Genomic DNA, 19,139 nt, shown 5'->3' with positions numbered 1-19,139 from the left:
TGATGCGGTCAATGGCTTTCACCTTGTTCGTTGCTGTTCTGGTATCCTGCAACCGCCAGCATCATCTGTTCGAAAAAATTTCATCCTCAGCCTCCGGAATTACTTTTAATAATAAGATTGTCGAGAACGATTCCATAAATCCGCTGTCCGTGGTCAACATCTACAGTGGCGGCGGGGTTGGCATCGGTGATTTTAATAACGATGGGTTGCAGGATATATTCTTTACAGGCGGGATGGTACCCTGCAGGTTATACATCAATAAGGCAAATTTTAATTTCGAAGATGTCACTGAAAAGGCAGGAGTTGAAGGAATGGGAAGATGGGCAAGGGGTGTATCGGTTGTTGATATCAACAACGACGGGTTGATGGATATTTATATTTGCAATACGCTCTATAAAGATCCTGTCAAAAGAAGAAATATCCTGTACATTAATCTCGGCATAGATAAAGAGGGTATTCCTCATTTCAGGGACATGGCGGCGGAATTTGGACTGGATATGAATGTCCAATCGACCATGGCTACTTTTTTTGATTATGATAATGACGGCGATCTTGACATGTATCTGACCGTAAATGAGGCTTCCGGCGGCTATGGTTCATCTGTTTTTATGAACCAGGACAGGCCGGCGGCGGGGCCCAACCGCGGAAGACTTTACAGGAATGATATGGATCCCCGGTTTGGCCATCCTGTTTTCCATGACGTTTCGGACGCAGCGGGGATCCTGTTTGAAGGATACGGGCATGCTGCCAGCGTCTGCGATATCAATAATGACGGATGGAAGGATATCTATGTATCTGACGATTTTATTTCCAATAATATTCTTTACATCAATAACCATGATGGCACTTTCACGAATAAGGTAAAAGAGTATTTCAAACACACTTCTTACAACAGCATGGGGCAGGATGTAGTTGACATCAACAACGACGGCCTTCCGGATGTGGTGGAGCTGGATATGAGCGCGGAAGATAACTTTCGGAAAAAAATGATGTCGAATGCAAACAACACCAACATTTATCAAAACTTCGAGAATTACGGATACCAGTATCAATATGTGCGTAATACTTTGCAGTTGAATCAAGGCCCGTCGGTAGGGGAGGGTGACTCAACAGGCATCCCGGCATTCAGTGAGATCGGGTTTATGAGCGGGATGTCCCAGACGGACTGGAGCTGGGATCCGTTGGTGGTTGATTTCGATAACGACAGTTACCGCGACCTGGTTATTACCAACGGCTTTCCGAGGGATTGGTCTGATCACGATTTTATCGCATACCGGGAAAAGTCCGGTGGGCTCGAGACTAACATGCAAATGCTTGCCATGATCCCGCAGGTGAAATTGCACAACTATGCTTTTAGAAATAATGCGGCGGCGGGATTTGATGATGTGTCTGATAACTGGGGATTGAACTTGCCCACATTTTCCAATGGTGCCGCTTATGCTGATTTTGACAATGACGGAGCAATGGACCTGGTTATCAATAATATTGATGATGAGGTGTGTTTGTACAGGAATACGTCGGGGGATAATCACGGGCCTTCGTCCCACTATCTGAATATTCGGTTCAATGGCGGAAAGAATAATATCAATGGCATCGGGGCCACGGCATACGTGTTTTACGACCATGACAAACAACAGGTGTACGATAATAATCCATACCGTGGCTATCTCTCGTCTGTACAATGCATGGCGCATTTTGGTTTGGGAAGAACAAGCCAGATCGATTCCGTCGTGGTAAAATGGAACAACGGTAGAAAGCAAACCATAAAAAAGGTGACGACGGATCAATCCATCGTCGTGAATATAAATGATGCGAAAGATGATTATTCCCATCAGCAGCCGGTGATCGCCCCGCATACTTTGTTCAGGGAGGTCAGTGCGCATGCCGGGATCAAATATACGCATACCGACGTGCCCCTCATGGATTTCAATATCCAGGCCTTGTTGCCGCACAAGCTTTCGCAGTACAATCCCGCATTGGCGTCGGGGGATATTAATGGCGATGGTCTTGATGATTTGGTCATCGGCGGTAACTCGGTCGATCACGCAAAACTGTTATTGCAACAGCCAAATGGAAAATTCATCCAAAAAGAATTATTGCCAGGCTTGCCCGCCGGGATCGATCAGGCAAAAGATGAAGGCATATTGCTATTCGATGCCAACGGAGATGGAAAGCCCGATCTGTATATTGCGAGAGGCGGATATTCCGCCGCATCCGACAGCATGAACTATCAGGACAGGATCTATATCAACGACGGCAAAGGCAATTTTAAGGAAGACCGCTCCGCCTTGCCGGTTAATCATACCAGCAAATTGTGCGTAAGGGCTTTTGATTTCAACAACGATGGTAAGCTGGACCTTTTTGTCTCCGGACGCGTAGCCCCCGCTCGATATCCCAGGCCTGTCAGTAGTTTCATTTTTCGTAATGATTCCGAAAATGGCCATGTCAGATTTACGGATGTCACGGGCGAGGTCGCTCCTGACTTGATCAACATAGGAATGATTTGTGATGCTCTTTTCACCGATTTCGACGATGACGGGCACATCGACCTTGTTGTCGTTGGAGAATGGATGCCGGTAACATTTTTAAAAAATGAGGGGGGAAAGTTTAAGAACGTTACATCTTTGTCAGGCATCGCCGGTAAAACAGGTTGGTGGAATAGCATAGTTGCAGGCGATTTCAGGCACACTGGAAGAATGGATTACGTCGTTGGCAACGTTGGGATGAACACTTTTTATAAAGGCAGCGAACAATTCCCTGTCTGTGTTACTGCAAAGGATTTCCAAAACAATGAGACCTATATTCCAATAACCTCCCTTTACCTTTCGGACCAGCAGGGACAAAAGAAGGAGTTCCCGGCATTTGGAAGGGACGACATCGCCAGGCAGTTCCCCGGCATCAAAAAAAGATATGCGACCTACAAGCCTTTTGCCCTGGCGACAATGAATGATATCCTGACGCCGGAACAACGTGATGGGGCGGTTCGCCTGCAGGCTAATATGCTTCAATCCTGCTACCTGCGAAACGATGGCGCCGGGAAATTCACGTGTATCCCTTTGCCGCGGGAGGCGCAGATGTCGATGGTCAACGCGATGGTGGCCGACGACTTTGACGGCGATGGCAATATGGATGTCCTGATCAATGGAAATGATTATGGAACAGAAGTTGCCACGGGTCGATACGATGCGTTGAACGGCCTGTTGCTAAAAGGCGACGGGAAGGGCGGTTTTTCCGCTCAATCTATTCAGAACAGCGGTATATACATCCCCCACGATGGTAAAGCCCTTGTCAAGCTGATAGGCGCATCGGGAGATTATCTGGTTGCTGCCAGCCAGCACCAGGATGTTTTGAAGCTGTATCAATTGAAAAGGAAAATTAAGGCCGTAAGGGTCAACCCCGACGATGTCAGCGCAATTGTAAATGGTAAGAATAACAAAAGCCATAAAGAGGAATTTTACTACGGGAATTCCTTTTTGTCCCAGTCTTCCAGATTTGTTGTAGTCGACAGCAATGTGCAGTCAGTAACGATCCGTAATACGAAAGGGATATTTAGGTCATTAAAAGGGACGCAATGATATATATATGATAATAATTTCATACTTTTAAGTAAGGCTCACTACTACACATGAAATTTGCTATTTACTTATACTCCTTTTGCTGGGCGGTAAATTGTTTTGCTTCCGACACATTATCTGTTAGATATTTAGGCATTGACCAGGGGCTTTCGAACAATGCCGTAACCTGTATTCACAAGGACCACAATGGTTTTATGTGGTTCGGGACCTACGATGGATTGAACAGGTACGACCGTTACTCTTTTCGTATTTTTAGAAATATAATAGGAGATACATCCTCTTTGTCGGATAATCATGTTTTTTGTATCAACTCCGATAAAGAGAATAAGATATGGACAGGTGGGGGGAAGGGGGTGAGTATTTACGACCCGTGCCGATCCGCTTTTTTCACTCCACGTTTTAGAAAGGTGCATAGCCCGGAAAGTGCTCCTTTGTCAGACGCCGTATTGTCGATAGAAAATGCCGGCAGTTCGATGCTGGTCGGCACAGCCCACAGTGGACTCATCGTTTATAGTGATAGCAGGGGCCCTGGTGAACAAATTGCGCTCCCCGGAGGCGCCGGTGCGACCTATAATGTCCCTGCTATTGAATATGATTCCATCCGGCACAGGGTGTGGGTGTTTGTAAGTGATCTCGGCCTGTATAAATATGACCTTCAAAGCAGGAGAATATCGCAGGTTGCTTCAGGATTGACACAGTGCATTTCCCTTTTTAGCAGGTCGGACGGAGAAGTGTTTGTTGGAAATGATTCGGGCGTCTTCAGGCTCGGTAAGAACATATTTACACGCTTTGATCCGGTGCCTGAAATGACCGTAAGAGATATTGCGGAAGACCAGAAGGGTGCGCTATGGATAGCTACTGACGGAAATGGATTGTGGTACTTGCCGTCCGGAGGTAGCAAGGCGCTGCCTTTTTTAACGGGCGATCCCATTAACAGTAATTCCATCTACGATTTACACATTGATGCGGAAGGTCGTGAATGGATAGGAACATTAAGAGGGGGAGTGAATATTCTGGAGAGGAATAGCAGCCTGTTTAAAACAATATCTTATCACAATGGGCGGACGGAAGACGAGAGTGATTTTATATTGTCTTTTTGCGAAGATGACCGGGCCAACCTTTGGATCGGCACGGATGGCGCGGGATTACGTTACTGGAACAGGCAGGAGAACAATTTCACCAAATATGTTCATTCGCAGGATCCTGGTTCCATCAGCAGCAATTTTATTACCTATATCACCAGGGACTATAAAAACGATATCTGGATCTCCACCTGGTTTGGAGGAATAAACAAACTTAGCAGATCAGGTAACGCGTTCAGCCATTACAGTTGTTATAATCCTGTTCAGAGAATTGACGAGAGGAACGTTTGGCAGATGTACGAAGACAAAAAAAAGCGATTGTGGGCATGTGCCAGCAATAAGGGACATCTGTATTTGTATGACAGACTTGCGGATAAGTTCGAGCTTTTTGACAGTTCGCTCAGTGATTTTCAGGTTTTGACGGAAGACAGGTCCGGCGATCTTTGGGGGGGTAATTACAATTCGTTGATAAAGCTGGATACTGAAAAGAAGAAGCATGAAATATTTTTCATCGGGTACCCTGTCAGAAGTATTCATGAAGATAAAGATCATAATTTTTGGGTCGGTACGGAAGGAGGAGGATTATTGTTGTTCCATCGGGAAACGGGGAAATTCCAGCAAATGACGACAAAGGAAGGCTTGCCTAACAATGCGATACTGAGAATATTGGAAGATGGTAAAGGCGATCTTTGGCTCAGCACATATTATGGTTTGTGCCGTTTCAACCCGGCTTTAAGGATCTATAGGAATTTTACGCAGGCTGACGGATTACAAAGCAACCAATTCAGTTTCAATGCCGCTCTGATCTCCGGGAAAGGTGAGTTTTTATTTGGAGGCATCAAGGGATTTAATATTTTTTACCCGGATAGCGTTTACGACAAGAGGAATATCCCGCGTTTATTTCTCACGGGGCTAAGAATTGATAACGCTCCGGTGGAAACGGAAACGACTTATGTCACCTCACGGGATAAGGATATTATCACCAGCATAAGGATACCATTCGATAAGGCGATTCTTTCATTTGATTTTACGGCGTTGCAATATTCCAATGCAGATCACCTGAAATACGCTTATTATTTAAAAGGTTGGGATAAGGATTGGGGCAATGCAAACAATGTAAGAACGGCTAATTACAGCCATTTGCGGGAAGGCACGTATAAATTTTATGTCAGATCGATGAATGCGGATGGTGTTTGGAATGATGAAGTTCAGCTGCTTTCCGTCACCGTATTGCCGCCATGGTACAGGACCTGGTGGGCATATTTGCTTTGTCTGGCTATTCTGATGGGCGCCGTCTATGGGGCTCTTTATTACTATCGGCGCCAGGAGAGATTACGATATGAGATCAGGCTTGCATTGGTCGAAAAACAAAAAGAAAAAGAGCTTACGGAAAGAAAGATCGCTTTTTTTACGGACGTATCGCATGAATTCAGGACGCCGCTTACATTGATCGTAAACCCGTTGCAGGACCTTATGGTGGAAGCGCCTTCGGGGCACATTCAGAAGAAATTGTTGACCGTTCACCGAAATGCCCGGCGTTTATTGAGTTTGGTCGATCAGTTGTTGTTATTCAGGAAAGTTGAATCAATAGAACAGCAGCTTTTTCTTTCAAATTTCGACATGATCGGGACATGTGACGAGGTCTTCCTGAGTTTTGCGCAACGGGCGGCGTCCAAAAATATCAGCTTTTCTTTTGAGAAACCTTCAAATGGACTGTTCTTTTGCGGGGACAAACAGAAAATAGAGATAATTTTATTTAACCTTCTTTCTAATGCGTTGAAGTATACTCCGGCGGGCGGGAAAGTGGAATTGTCGGTGACTGGAGAGGAAGATCAGCTATGTATTGTTGTCAGGGACTCGGGGTGCGGGATCGCCAAAGATATAAGCAATCGGCTTTTTGAGGCATTTTACCAGGCAAGCAACGCGGACAAAGCGTCGCACACGGGATTCGGGATTGGATTATATGTTTCGAAAAAACTTGCTGCAGCCCACGCCGGGGAATTATCCTACGTAAGTACGGAGGGCAAGGGCACTACTTTCACGCTCAGCCTTCCGAGGGATAAAACTGCTTCCATCGGGTGCAGCAAGGATCCGGGGCAGTGCGATCGCGCGAGTATAGTTCATGAATTGGTTGAAGAGGTTCATGAAGATCGGGAAGAGGGTGTGGAAAATAAGTCAAAGGTCATTGACAGGATTATTTCGGGGCTTCCGACAATGGTGATCGTCGATGACGATGCGGAGCTGAGAAGCTACATAAAAGAAGTGTTCAGCAGCCAATTCAACATATATGAAACAGAAGATGGTAAGGCTGCCTTTGATTTAATTACGAAAGAGGTGCCGGATATTGTCATCAGCGATGTGGTAATGGGTAAGATGGATGGTATTGAGTTGTGCCGAAAGGTTAAAGAGAATGCATCGCTTGCGCACATTCCGATAATACTTTTGACAGGGAGCTCATCCGAACAGTCAAAACTGATGGGATTGGAGTGTGGCGCGGAAGATTATGTGAGTAAGCCGTTCAGTAAGGAGTTGATAGTCGCCCGCGTTCAGAATATCCTGAGATCGAGGAGCAGGCTTCAGCAATATTTCTTCAACACCATTACGCTTCAGCCGACCGCGAGCATTGAGGGCGACCAGAAGAAATTTCTTGAAAGATGTATTGAAATTGTGGAGCAATACATGGATAATCCGGATTTTAGTGTCCAGATCTTCTGCCAGGAGATAGGCATGAGCCACCCGACTTTATATAAAAGAATTAAGGCTATTTCCGGGTTGACCATCAATGTCTTCATAAGATACCTGCGACTGAGGAAGGCGGCGGAACTTTTGATCAACACAAGCAAAACGATTGTAGAGGTCACTTACATCACAGGGTTTAATGACCTTAGGTATTTTAGGGAGCAATTCTCCAGGCTATTTGGGATGACCCCATCCGAATTTATCAGACGTTACAGAAAACCTTTGGGAAATAAGATCATAAAGGATACGTAATAGATTAGACGAGCTCCTTGATACAAAAAAGTCGGATTTGTGTAAAAGAAAGTCTATTTGGTGCAAGGCGACATGCAGGGCAGCTATTAAATTTGTGGAAATAAATTGCTTGCAGCTATGTCAGTCTCCAGAAGAAGTATCCTGAAAGGCCTTGCATTGGGCCTCCCCGCATTGCATTATGGACCCGGCGCGTTGGCGTTGAAAGATGGGATGCCCGGCAAGCTGCCTTCAGGCGGTGATAAATTCCAGGTTCTCCAGGACGGCCCGTTCGCGCCAACGAGGGCTTCCTTACGGGCGTATCAGATCCCCGACTGGTTCCGGGATGCGAAGTTCGGTATCTGGGCGCACTGGGGTCCGCAGTCGGCCGTCGAATACGGCGACTGGTATGCCCGCAATATGTATATGCAGGGGGAGAAACAATATGACTATCATGTAAAGACCTATGGCCATCCTTCCAAATTCGGGTTTAAGGACACCATTCCGAACTGGACGGCGGAGAAGTTCGATCCCGATTATTTAATGGGTTTGTATAAGAAGGCGGGCGCCAGATATTTCATGAGCATGGGGGTGCACCACGACAATTTCGACCTTTGGGATTCTAAGTACAACCGCTGGAACGCGGTGAACATGGGTCCGCGCAAGGACATCGTGGGCATGTGGAAAAAGGCGGCGCAAAAACACGGAATGAAATTCGGTATCAGTGATCACCTGTGGATCACATACAAGTGGTTTTCCACGAGCAAAGGCAGCGATAAAGACGGGCCAATGGCCGGGGTCCCGTATGACGGGGCTGACCCAAAGAACTTTGAATACTACGGCAAATGCGAGGAGGTCTTCCGGAACCTGGAATGGCAGGAGAACTGGATCCCGGAAGCCTGGAAACAGCATTGGTTTGACAGGATCAAAGATCTCGTGGACAAATACGAGCCCGATCTTTTATATTGTGACGGGCACATGCCCTTTGAGGAACACGGGCTGGCTATCCTGTCGCACCTATACAACAAGAGCGCGGCGAAGAACGGAGGGATAACGCAGGCCGTCTACACGAGCAAACGTCCGGAGGATTCCGCAAAAGGTACGGGCATCTGCGTCTTCGATGTGGAACGCGGTGTCGTTGAGTCCATATGGCCATCGCCATGGCAGACGGATACCTGCATCGGCGACTGGCATTATAACAAAGAACGGGTAGGAAATTATAAATCTCCCAAGACGGTGGTCGACCTCCTGGTGGATATCGTCAGCCGCAATGGCAACCTGATGTTGAATTTTCCCTTGCCGGCCAGCGGCATGCTGGATAATGACGAACTGACGGTGCTGGATGGCATCACCCGGTGGATGGCCGTCAACAGCGAGGCGATCTATGCGACGAGGCCGTGGAAGCTGTTTGGCGAAGGGCCCGCAGCGGATGCCGCTTCCGACAAGAATAAGAAAGCAGCCGCTTTTAATGAAGGACACCGGAAGGATATGGCATATGAGGATGTGCGGTTTACTACCAAGGGTAAGACACTGTATGCCTTTGTCATGGGGTGGCCGGACAAGGGGGGGCAGGTGACGATAAAGGCGCTGGCTTCGGCCGGAGCTGACAAGACCGGGACCATTGCGGATATCCAGCTGCTGGGACATGGGAAGGTAGACTTCAAAAGAGAAGAGGCTGGATTAAAGATCCAATTGCCCGGCCGAAAGCCCTGTGAACATGCCTTTGCCTTTAAGATCAGCGGCGAAGGCCTGGTGTAGCTTCCGCTTCCCGTTTACATGTAATGCAAATGATTATCCCGGTAAAATCCGGGCGTTTGGCCTGTGGCCCTCTTAAATATCCGTGCAAAATAGCTCAGGCTTTCAAACCCCGTTTCGGCAGCTATTTCTGCAAAAGTGAAATTAGTGGTCAGTATGAGGAACTGCGCCCTTTCTACGCGCTTCTGATTAATGAATTGCAGCGGCCTGAGCCCGGTGTGCTGGTAAAAAGACCTGGAGAAATAATCAGTGCTTAAGTTGGCCCTTCCAGCCAGCTCCTCTACAGTAATGTTTCCTGATAAGTTGGTCTGGATATGGTTGATAGCCTCCAGGATCCGGGAAGGTATCTCACTTTTTCTTCCTGCACGATACTGTTCGTCATGGAGAAATCGGGAAAGCAGTATCTGTATAATTCCCTGCGTTTCTATCAGGTTGCCCAGCGGCAATTGTGCGTTTATTTTGCGAAGGCTGCTGAGTACATTACTTTTTTCATACACTTTGGGATCGTCTGATTTTCGGAGGTCCCTACCGGGATTGATGGCCAGCAGCCTTTTAAAACAAGCCAGGTCGGCCCCGGTCGCTTTCACCTTCATCAGCTTCCTGTTATAAGCGAACAGGGAACTCCCGTCTGCCGTTTCTTCGATAAAATGTATGTAATATTGGCTGAGAAAGGACGGACAGGTTTGATTGACGATCGTGAAGCTGGGTATCAGGTAAAGAAAGCCTTTTTTCAGGGGCAGCGATTGATCGGGGTTGGATAGCATACCAGCCCCCTTATCTATCAGGTACAGCCGGTAGAAAGGGCTTACAACATTGTGATAATTCCAGCTTTTGTTCAAATGAACATGATCGGCATTCAATAAGGAAAAAGTGAGCCTGTTTTGCATTTGATAGTGCAATTAATAAAGCATAATTTTCGATTAAAACAACAAATGTCGGATTTGTGCACAATAAAGCCTTTTTTATAGCAATAAAATCTGCAGCTGATATTGCAACTTTGATATTATACGTCTTTATGAGATACATTGCTTTGCCGGTGCTCCTTGCCTCGTTTATCTGCCAGACCGTCGTCAGCCAGGACCTTTCGCTTGCCTCCCCCGACGGTCATATCCTTTTTCACTTAATAAATGATCCTGGCGGAATTGCCTACCATCTTAATTTCCGGCAAAAAGAGATTGTTTCCCGGGGACGCATGGGGTTTGAGTTTATGAATGAGCCGGCTTTGGGAACAGGGCTTTCCATAGTGAAGAAGGAGACATTCCAGGTGCGGAACTCCTGGTACCCCGCAGTCCGTAACAAACACGCACGGATGGACGACTGGTACAATAGTCTGAGGCTCCGGTTAAAAGAGGACACAGGTCTGCGGCGGTCCCTGGAGCTGGAAGTGCGGGCCTACGATGACGGCATCGCTTTCCGTTACAAGCTGCCCGCCGCCGCCGGCATCGGCGACAGGGTCATTACCCGGGAGCTTACAGGCTTCCCATTTCCCGGCAATGCAAAGGCATGGGTGGCTCAATACGGCGGCTATGCCACCTCCCAGGAATCCGAATTCAGGCCCGTCTGGCTGCGCGATCTCACGCGACAGACAGTGGCGGGCCTTCCCATGCTGATCGAGGTAGATACGTCCGTTTTTGCAGCCGTCACGGAAGCCGCCATCGATCATTACCCGGGGTCCTACATCGGCAGCGATTCCCTGCAGGATGGCCGCGTCATGCTGACCACCCGGCTTGCCCCGTTGCCCGGGGAGCCGGTTGACGGCGCAAAGGCCCGCTTCGACGACAGTGTGTATACGCCCTGGCGGGTGATCATGCTGGCCGAAAGCCCGGGAAAATTGATAGAATCCGGCCTCATCGAAAACCTGAACCCTCCCTGTGCCATTAAGGACCCGTCATGGATAAAGCCCGGCATCAGCGCCTGGGATCACTGGTGGAGCGGGGAGGTCAAAATGGATATGCCCACTATCCGGCAATATATCGACCTTGCCGCCAGCCAGGGCTGGCCCTATATGCTGGTCGACTGGCAGTGGTATGGCGCTTTCAACGATCCGCGCGCTGATATTACCCGCACCGCACCCCAGCTGGATATGCCTGCACTCCTGGCCTATGCCGCAAGCAAACATGTCAGGTTGTGGCTCTGGCTGTATAGCTCCGACGTCAACAGGAACAACAATTACGAAAAAGCATTTGCCCTGTACGAAAAATGGGGTATCGCCGGGGTCAAGATCGATTTTATGGACAGGGACGACCAGCAGATGGTCGACTGGTACCATAGGATCATCAAGGCCGCCGCCGATCACCACCTGCTCATTGACCTCCATGGTGCTTACAAACCGGATGGCATCAGCCGTACCTACCCCAATCTGCTCACCCGGGAGGGCGTGATGGGAGAGGAATACAGCAAGTTCTCCAACAGGATAACGCCCGAACATAATGTCACGCTTCCCTTTACCCGGATGCTGGCCGGCCCCATGGACTACACACCGGGCGGTTTTATCAACGTTACCCCGGAGGAATTTCGCCAGGGGTCGCCGACCCAGGTAAAAAACACCCGCGTGGCGGAATTGGCCAAATTCGTTATCTATGAAAGCCCTTTCACCGTCTACTGCGATGCCCCCGAACATATAATAGGACAGCCCGGCGCCGATTTTCTCCGGCTGGTAAAGACTGTCTGGGATGATACGAAGGTCCCGGCCGGCTACCCCGGTAAATACATTGTCGTTGCCAGACGCAGCGGCAGCCGGTGGTTCATAGGGGCAATGACCAACGGGGAAGAGCGGGAAATCACCCTAAACCTTGATTTCCTTCCCAAAGGAAATCACCGGCTGGTGAGCTGGGAAGACGCAGCGGACGCCGGCACGCATCCTCAAAATCTCGTTAAAAAAACCCGAAGGATCACAAGCAATACCCCGCTGCGGATCACGATGGCGAAAGGAGGCGGATTTGTGGCATATCTTGACCAGCAATAAGAATGGTTCTTAAAAAGGAATACTATTCATGAAAGCAATTTTGACTATTTCGGCAATATTTCTTGCGGCGATTACGTACGCCCAGGATTATCGCAACTTCCCGATGTGGAACGCTAAACTTTCCATCGAAGAAAGAGTGAACGATGTGGTAAGGCGTTTGACGCTGGAAGAGAAAGTAAAGCAAATGCTGAATGCGACGCCGGCAGTGCCACGACTGGGCATTCCTGCTTACGACTGGTGGAATGAAACGCTTCATGGCGTCGCGAGAACGCCGTTTGCAGTAACATCCTATCCGCAGGCAATTGGCATGGCCGCGACATGGGACACCAATTCATTATATCGCATGGCCGATTATTCGGCATTGGAAGGCCGCGCCATCAACAACAAGGCAATTGAGCTGGGAAGGACGAATGAAAGGTACGTTGGCCTGACATATTGGACGCCCAACATCAATATCTTTCGCGACCCCCGCTGGGGCCGCGGCCAGGAAACATATGGTGAAGACCCTTTCCTGACCGCCATGCTTGCACGCGCATTTGTCCACGGTCTGCAGGGCGACGATCCCAAATACCTGAAGGCAGCGGCATGTGCCAAACATTTTGCCGTCCACAGCGGTCCGGAGCCATCCCGCCACGTCGATAATTTCAACCCCTCGGTGTATGATCTGTGGGATACTTATTTGCCTGCTTTCAGGGAACTGGTTACAAAGGCGAATGTCGCCGGCGTAATGTGCGCATATAACGCGGTGAATACGCAGCCCTGCTGTGCAAACGATCTGTTGATGAATGATATTCTGCGCAGACAATGGAAATTCACCGGCTATGTGACAAGTGACTGCTGGGCCATCGATGATTTCTTCAGATACCATAAGACCCACAAAGAACCTGTGGCAGCCGCAGTGGACGGCGTTATGCACGGTACTGACATTGAATGCGGCACTTCCGTTTACTATACATTGCTGGATGCAGTAAAGAGTGGTTTGATAAAAGAGCAGCAGCTCGACGTCTCTTTACGCCGGTTGTTCACCATTCGTTATCGTTTGGGTATGTTCGATCCGGTGGAGATGGTCAGGTATGCGCAAACGCCTTTTTCTGCCTTGGAAGCGCCGGCACATGGCGCTCATGCGTTGAAGATGGCAAGGCAGAGCATTGTGCTGCTGAAGAATGAGAACGGCACTTTACCTTTGAAGAGGTCAGTGAAGAAGATTGCGGTACTTGGCCCTAATGCTGATAACAGGATCGCCGTCCTGGGAAATTACAACGGGACCCCCTCAAAAGTTGTTTCGCTGTTGGACGGAATAAAGGAAAAGCTCGGTGGGAAGGTTGAGCTCGTCTACGAGCCGGCCATTAATTTCATTGATGACACGATGATGGTCTATGAAGACGCAACGGATCAATACACCTGGGAGGGTAACAAAGGTTTCAAAGCGGAATATTTTGACAACCGGGAATTGCGGGGCACGCCCGTCGTTGTAAAGAATGAAAGCGGCATCGATCATTCCTGGCAGGAAGGCCAGAATGTCGTTGAAGGGATCAGGGCAAACAATTTTTCCGTTCGCTATACCTCAAACTTCACGACGACGAAAGATGGTTACTTCACATTTGAAGTGGAGGCAGACGACGGATACCGCTTGTTTATCAATAATAATCAGGTTATTGACGCATGGCAGCGCAACCGGTGGGGCGCCAGGACCTATAAGCTGGAAACCAGGAAAGATGCTGTTTACAAGCTTGTATTGGAATATTGGCAGGGTGAAGGCAAAGCCAATGTCTCCTTAAGAGGAGGAAGTTTTAAGAAGACGGATTTCGCTGCCGTTGCAAACAAAGTGAAAGATGCGGATGCGATCATTTTTGCGGGAGGCATCTCGCCGCAGCTGGAAGGGGAAGAGATGCCGGTAAATGCGCCGGGCTTCAACGGTGGCGACAGGACATCTGTTGCATTGCCCGCCGTGCAGACAGAATTGATGAAAGCGCTGAGATCCACCGGAAAACCCGTTGTGTTTGTGATGATGACCGGCAGCGCGATTGCGATTCCATGGGAAGACGAGAACATACCGGCCATCATTAATGCATGGTATGGTGGGCAAAACGCAGGCGCCGCTATTGCTGATGTGCTGTTCGGCGACTATAATCCCGCCGGACGGTTGCCGGTGACGTTCTACAAAAGCGATACGGACCTTCCTTCCTTCTCAAGCTATGATATGACAGGGAGAACGTACCGGTATTTTAAAGGAGAAGCGCTATACCCCTTCGGTTACGGGTTAAGCTACTCCAGGTTTGCCTACAGCGGATTAAAAACCCCATCCGGAATTACACGAAATAAGAGCCTGACAGTCACCGCGACGGTCCGTAATATGGGAGCAATGGATGGCGAGGAAGTGGTAGAGTTATATGTTTCATACCCGGAGGTTCGGGAAAGGGCCCCGATCAGGTCTTTAAAAGGGTTTAAGAGAATTTTTCTCAAGGCAGGCGGCGCGCAGGTGGTAACTTTTACGCTGTCGCCGGAACAATTATCACTCACCGATGAAAAGACCGGGGCCTTCCACCAGCCTAAAGGAAAAATGGTGCTTAGCGTCGGCGGGGGACAGCCAGGAGTAAAGAACAAAACGACGTCCAACGTTATTAGTAAAGATATATACGTACGATAGATATGAAAAGAAGAGACTTGATCAAAGGTCTGGCCGCCACATTGCCTGCCTGGTACCTTTCGAAAGCTTCCGCCGGCATTTTGCCCGCTCCCTATGCCCCTTTTCGCCCGGACTGGCATTCGCTGGCAGGTTACAAAGTGCCCGACTGGTACAGGGACGCCAAATTCGGTCTGTGGGCCCATTGGGGACCCCAATGCCAGCCGGAGCACGGCGACTGGTACGCACGCGGCATGTATGAAGAGGGGAGCGATGACTATAAATTCCATGTGGCGAAATATGGCCATCCGTCGAAATTCGGTTTCAAAGACGTGATCAATGAATGGAAGGCGGAGAAATGGAACCCGGATCAATTGGTGGAGCTGTATAAAAAAGCCGGCGCCAAATACTTCGTGGCGCTGGCAAACCATCACGATAATTTCGACCTGTACGACAGCAAATATCAATCCTGGAATTCGGTGAAGATGGGGCCTAAGAAAGACCTCGTCGGCGGTTGGGCCCGGGCCGCCAAAGCGCAGGGCCTGCACTTCGGTGTCAGCGTGCACGCTTCCCATGCCTGGCGATGGTACGAGACGGCACAGCGCAGCGATAAGAACGGACCGCTGGCCGGCGTGCCCTATGACGGCAACATAACAAAGACGGACGGCAAGGGAAAATGGTGGGAAGGGTTTGACCCGCAGGAATTGTATGCCCAGCATCATCCGCTGAGCAAGGATAGTTTGATCGATGGCAGCATACATGGACAATGGGGGTGGGGCAATGGCGTCGCCGCCCCTTCCAAAGCCTACTGCGAAAAATTCTTCCGGCGGACGATCGAGCTCATCGATAAATACCAGCCCGATCTCCTGTATTTTGACGACACGGCCCTTCCCTTATGGCCCGTCAACGACGCGGGCCTGCGCATCGCTGCACATATGTACAATGACAGCATCGCCCGCCACGGCAAGCTGCAGGCCGTGATCAATGGGAAGATCCTGGACGAGCAACAACGGAAATGCATGGTGTGGGACATCGAGCGGGGCGCCAGCAACAGCATCGAGCCCTTTGTCTGGCAGACGGACACCTGCATAGGTGAATGGCATTACGACCGGCGGGTGTACGACCAAAAAAGATACAAGTCTGCAGCCATGGTCATCGGGATCCTGGCGGATGTGGTAAGTAAAAATGGCAACCTGCTCCTGAATATCCCCGTCCGGGGTGACGGCACCATCGACGAGCTCGAGCTGGCCGTCGTGCAGGACATCGGGAAATGGATGCAGGTCAACAGCGAGGCCATCTATGCCACGCGGCCCTGGAAGGTCTTCGGTGAAGGCCCCGTCATCGCCACCGCCGCGCCTTTGCATGCACAGGGCTTCAACGAAGGAAAGGGCAAACCCCTGGGCGCGGAAGACTTCCGCTTTACAACAAAAGGCAATACCCTCTATGCGATCTTTTTCGGATGGCCCGACAGCAGGCAGGTGACCATCAAATCCCTGGCCGGCAACGGGAAACCCGCCAACGTGACGATGCTGGGACACGGCGATCTGGAGTGGAAGCAGACCACGGAAGGTTTGTCCGTCACGCTGCCGGATCAACGCCCTTGTGACAACGCATATACTTTAAAAATAAACGGAGCAATTTAATTACAGCCTATGTTCAAGAATTTCATAAAGACTACCCTCCGGAATTTATCAAAGCACAAGGCGCTTTCATTTATATCCTTTTCCGGGTTATCCATAAGCATAGCAGCAGGCATGCTTATCTTGATGTGGGTGAATTACCAGTTTAGTTTTGACAAAGCTTATCCGGATTCTGATAATATTTACCGCATATACTCGCACATATCGATGAGCGGAAATAATTTCACTTCCTCGATGGCCCCACCACCCCTGGCCGATTTGCTTAAAAGAGAATTCCCCGAAGTAACAGCCGCAACACGTGTGTGGAAATATAACAATCAGGCTGTGAGCAATGAAGGGAACGGACAACCCCTCAAAGTCTTTAACGAAGAAGTTTACCAGGCCGACTCGACTTTCTTTCAGGTGTTTGGCTTCAAATTGCTTCAGGGTGGGAGTGCGGAAGAATCTTTATCCAGGCCAAACACGATCGTTATTACCAGGAGTATGGCAATAAAGTTCTTTGGTGAAGAAGCATTTGTTAAAGGGACGATCCCGGGCAAAAGCCTTACGATCACCATCGACGGGTATCGATTGCCTTGCAAAATCACTGGAATTACAGACGACATGCCGGGAAATGCCCATTTCCACTATCGCATTATTTTATCCAATGTGACGGACCCCTGGAACCAATCCCAGGTGTGGGTTGATAATACCTACTATACCTATATTTTATTGAGAAAAGGCGTCGACCCGAAAATAGTCGAAGCCAGGATTCCGTCGGCGGTCAGATCATACCTCGACCCTCAGTTAAGGAGCAGTTTTGGTACAGGCTATGATGATTTGAAAAACAAAGGAAATTACTGGGAATATAAGCTGCAGCCCTTGACCGGCATCCACCTGCACGCTGATTTTGAAAGAGAGCTTGAGCCGGGTGAAAGCATAGGCAACGTTTATATTTTGATCGCCGCGGCTATCTTTTTAATAGGTATGGCATGCATTAACCATGCAAATCTGTCAACCGCCGGGTTCATACAACGGGCAAAGGAATTTGGGGTCAGAAAGACTTTGGGATCGTCGAAGTTAAAGGTCGTTCTGCTGGTGTTCACCGAAACAGGAATGGTGAGTTTAATGGCTGGGCTGACGGCCATTTTATTGATCGCTTTATTTCTTTCGCCATTTCAAAGTATAATGAGGACCCAACTACCGAAAGATGTCCTTACAAACGGATTGAACTGGACAATATTCATTTCCTTATTGCTCGTAGTCGGTTTATTAGGAAGTATCTACCCCGCCTTTTACCTGTCTTCGCTGAATGTGGTAAGTTCCATTAAAGGAAAAATTGCTCCGCGGAAAAGGTTGATAAATTTTAAGAGCACGCTGATTGTTATGCAATTCTTCATGTTCATAGGCCTTGCCGTATGTACAGACCTGGTCTTTCAGCAATTAAAGTATATGCGGGAAAAAGACCCTGGCTTTAACAAGGAGAATATCGTTGTGATCGATGATCCGTCTATGCTGATCGGAGATAGGAGCAGCGCCTTTGTAAATGAACTTAAAAACAATCCAAAAATTATATCTGCCAATATCTGCATGAACTACCCTGGCAGTGGGAACGATAATTTCCCGATTTCAGCTAACTCCAAATTGGGGACGCCGGACCATCTCCTGACTAATTTCAGCGTGGGATATGATTTTCTGCGAACGTTTGGGATCTCATTGCTGGAGGGGAGGGATTTTAATAGGCAGATGGATAATGACACCGTGCAAAGAGTTATCCTTAACGAGGCGGCTGTAAAAGAGCTGGGCCTGCAAAACCCCATCAACAGCTTTATAAACACTAAATACCTCAACGCCCTGGATATAAAGAATAAGAGATATGAAGTGATCGGGGTAGCTAAAGATTTCAATTTTCAATCCCTTCATAAAGCTATTCACCCTGTCGCGCTCTTTCTGAGAAATCAAGGTACTTATATCTCGGTAAGAATAAAAGGAGGCGATCCCGCCGGCACGCTTTCCTTTATAAAAAGCACCTGCAGGACTTTCATGCCGGGCGCTCCCTTTGAATATCATTTCTTAAATGAGACCATTGATCAGTTGTATAAGACCGAAGCGGTGTTAAGCGGCATGCTGAGCATATTGACCGGCCTGATCATCCTGGTGGCAGTTATGGGATTGACCGGGCTTACATACCTGACAATACAACAACGAAAAAAGGAAATAGGTATCCGGAAAGTCATCGGCGCTTCGGTATTAGAGATACTGTTTTTATTCTCCCGGGAATATATAAAATGGATAATTATCTCCTTTGTGCTGGTAACGCCTGTGGCTTATTTTATAATGGACAAATGGCTGCAGGGCTTTGCCAACAGGATCGATATAAGCTGGTGGGTATTTGGCATCGCATGTCTGGCAGCAATGATCGTTTCACTGGCGACCATCTGTTTCCAAACGGTAAGGGCGGCAATGGCTAATCCGGTGAGCTCTCTGCGAACAGACTGAAAACGAATTCGATAAGATCAAAACTGCCGCTAATTCTGCCCCATTAACAAATAT

The 19,139-nt window shown here is 48.7% G+C and carries 8 protein-coding genes; 7 read left to right on the top strand and 1 reads right to left on the bottom strand.

The window, feature by feature from the left end; genetic code table 11:
- The first annotated feature begins 11 nt into the window (after positions 1–11).
- The 3 genes from Q4E93_RS06830 (at position 12) to Q4E93_RS06820 (ending at position 9,382) form a co-directional block, all read left to right on the top strand.
- Complete coding sequence (locus tag Q4E93_RS06830) at positions 12–3,575, top strand: VCBS repeat-containing protein (RefSeq protein WP_303583696.1); 3,564 nt, start codon at positions 12–14, stop codon at positions 3,573–3,575.
- 50 nt (positions 3,576–3,625) lie between these two features.
- The gene (locus Q4E93_RS06825; RefSeq protein WP_303583695.1) at positions 3,626–7,648 is read left to right on the top strand and encodes a two-component regulator propeller domain-containing protein; all 4,023 of its coding nucleotides are present in this window, start codon (positions 3,626–3,628) and stop codon (positions 7,646–7,648) included.
- 117 nt (positions 7,649–7,765) lie between these two features.
- The gene (locus tag Q4E93_RS06820; protein WP_303583692.1) at positions 7,766–9,382 is read left to right on the top strand and encodes an alpha-L-fucosidase; all 1,617 of its coding nucleotides are present in this window, start codon (positions 7,766–7,768) and stop codon (positions 9,380–9,382) included.
- Between the two features lie 14 nt (positions 9,383–9,396).
- Here the strand turns inward: Q4E93_RS06820 and Q4E93_RS06815 are convergent, their stop codons facing one another.
- Positions 9,397–10,266 (bottom strand): helix-turn-helix domain-containing protein, encoded by an 870-nt coding sequence (locus tag Q4E93_RS06815; protein WP_303583690.1) that lies wholly within the window; start codon positions 10,264–10,266, stop codon positions 9,397–9,399.
- A 128-nt stretch (positions 10,267–10,394) separates the two neighbouring features.
- Between Q4E93_RS06815 and Q4E93_RS06810 the strand changes: the two genes are divergently transcribed.
- The 4 genes from Q4E93_RS06810 to Q4E93_RS06795 are packed head-to-tail and all read left to right on the top strand — an operon-like array spanning position 10,395 to position 19,085.
- Complete coding sequence (locus Q4E93_RS06810; RefSeq protein WP_303583688.1) at positions 10,395–12,344, top strand: glycoside hydrolase family 97 protein; 1,950 nt, start codon at positions 10,395–10,397, stop codon at positions 12,342–12,344.
- Positions 12,345–12,372: 28 nt separating this feature from the next.
- Complete coding sequence (locus Q4E93_RS06805) at positions 12,373–14,991, top strand: glycoside hydrolase family 3 C-terminal domain-containing protein (protein ID WP_303583687.1); 2,619 nt, start codon at positions 12,373–12,375, stop codon at positions 14,989–14,991.
- 2 nt (positions 14,992–14,993) lie between these two features.
- Entirely contained in the window at positions 14,994–16,610 is a 1,617-nt protein-coding gene (locus Q4E93_RS06800; protein ID WP_303583686.1) for an alpha-L-fucosidase, read from the top strand.
- Between the two features lie 9 nt (positions 16,611–16,619).
- The gene (locus Q4E93_RS06795; protein ID WP_303583685.1) at positions 16,620–19,085 is read left to right on the top strand and encodes an ABC transporter permease; all 2,466 of its coding nucleotides are present in this window, start codon (positions 16,620–16,622) and stop codon (positions 19,083–19,085) included.
- Positions 19,086–19,139 lie beyond the last annotated feature (54 nt).

The sequence above is a fragment of the Flavitalea plasmicola genome (assembly GCF_030546645.1).
Lineage (GTDB): Bacteria > Bacteroidota > Bacteroidia > Chitinophagales > Chitinophagaceae > Puia.
The sequence above is the reverse complement of the archived record's forward strand: the minus strand, read 5'-3'. Positions and strand labels throughout refer to the sequence as shown.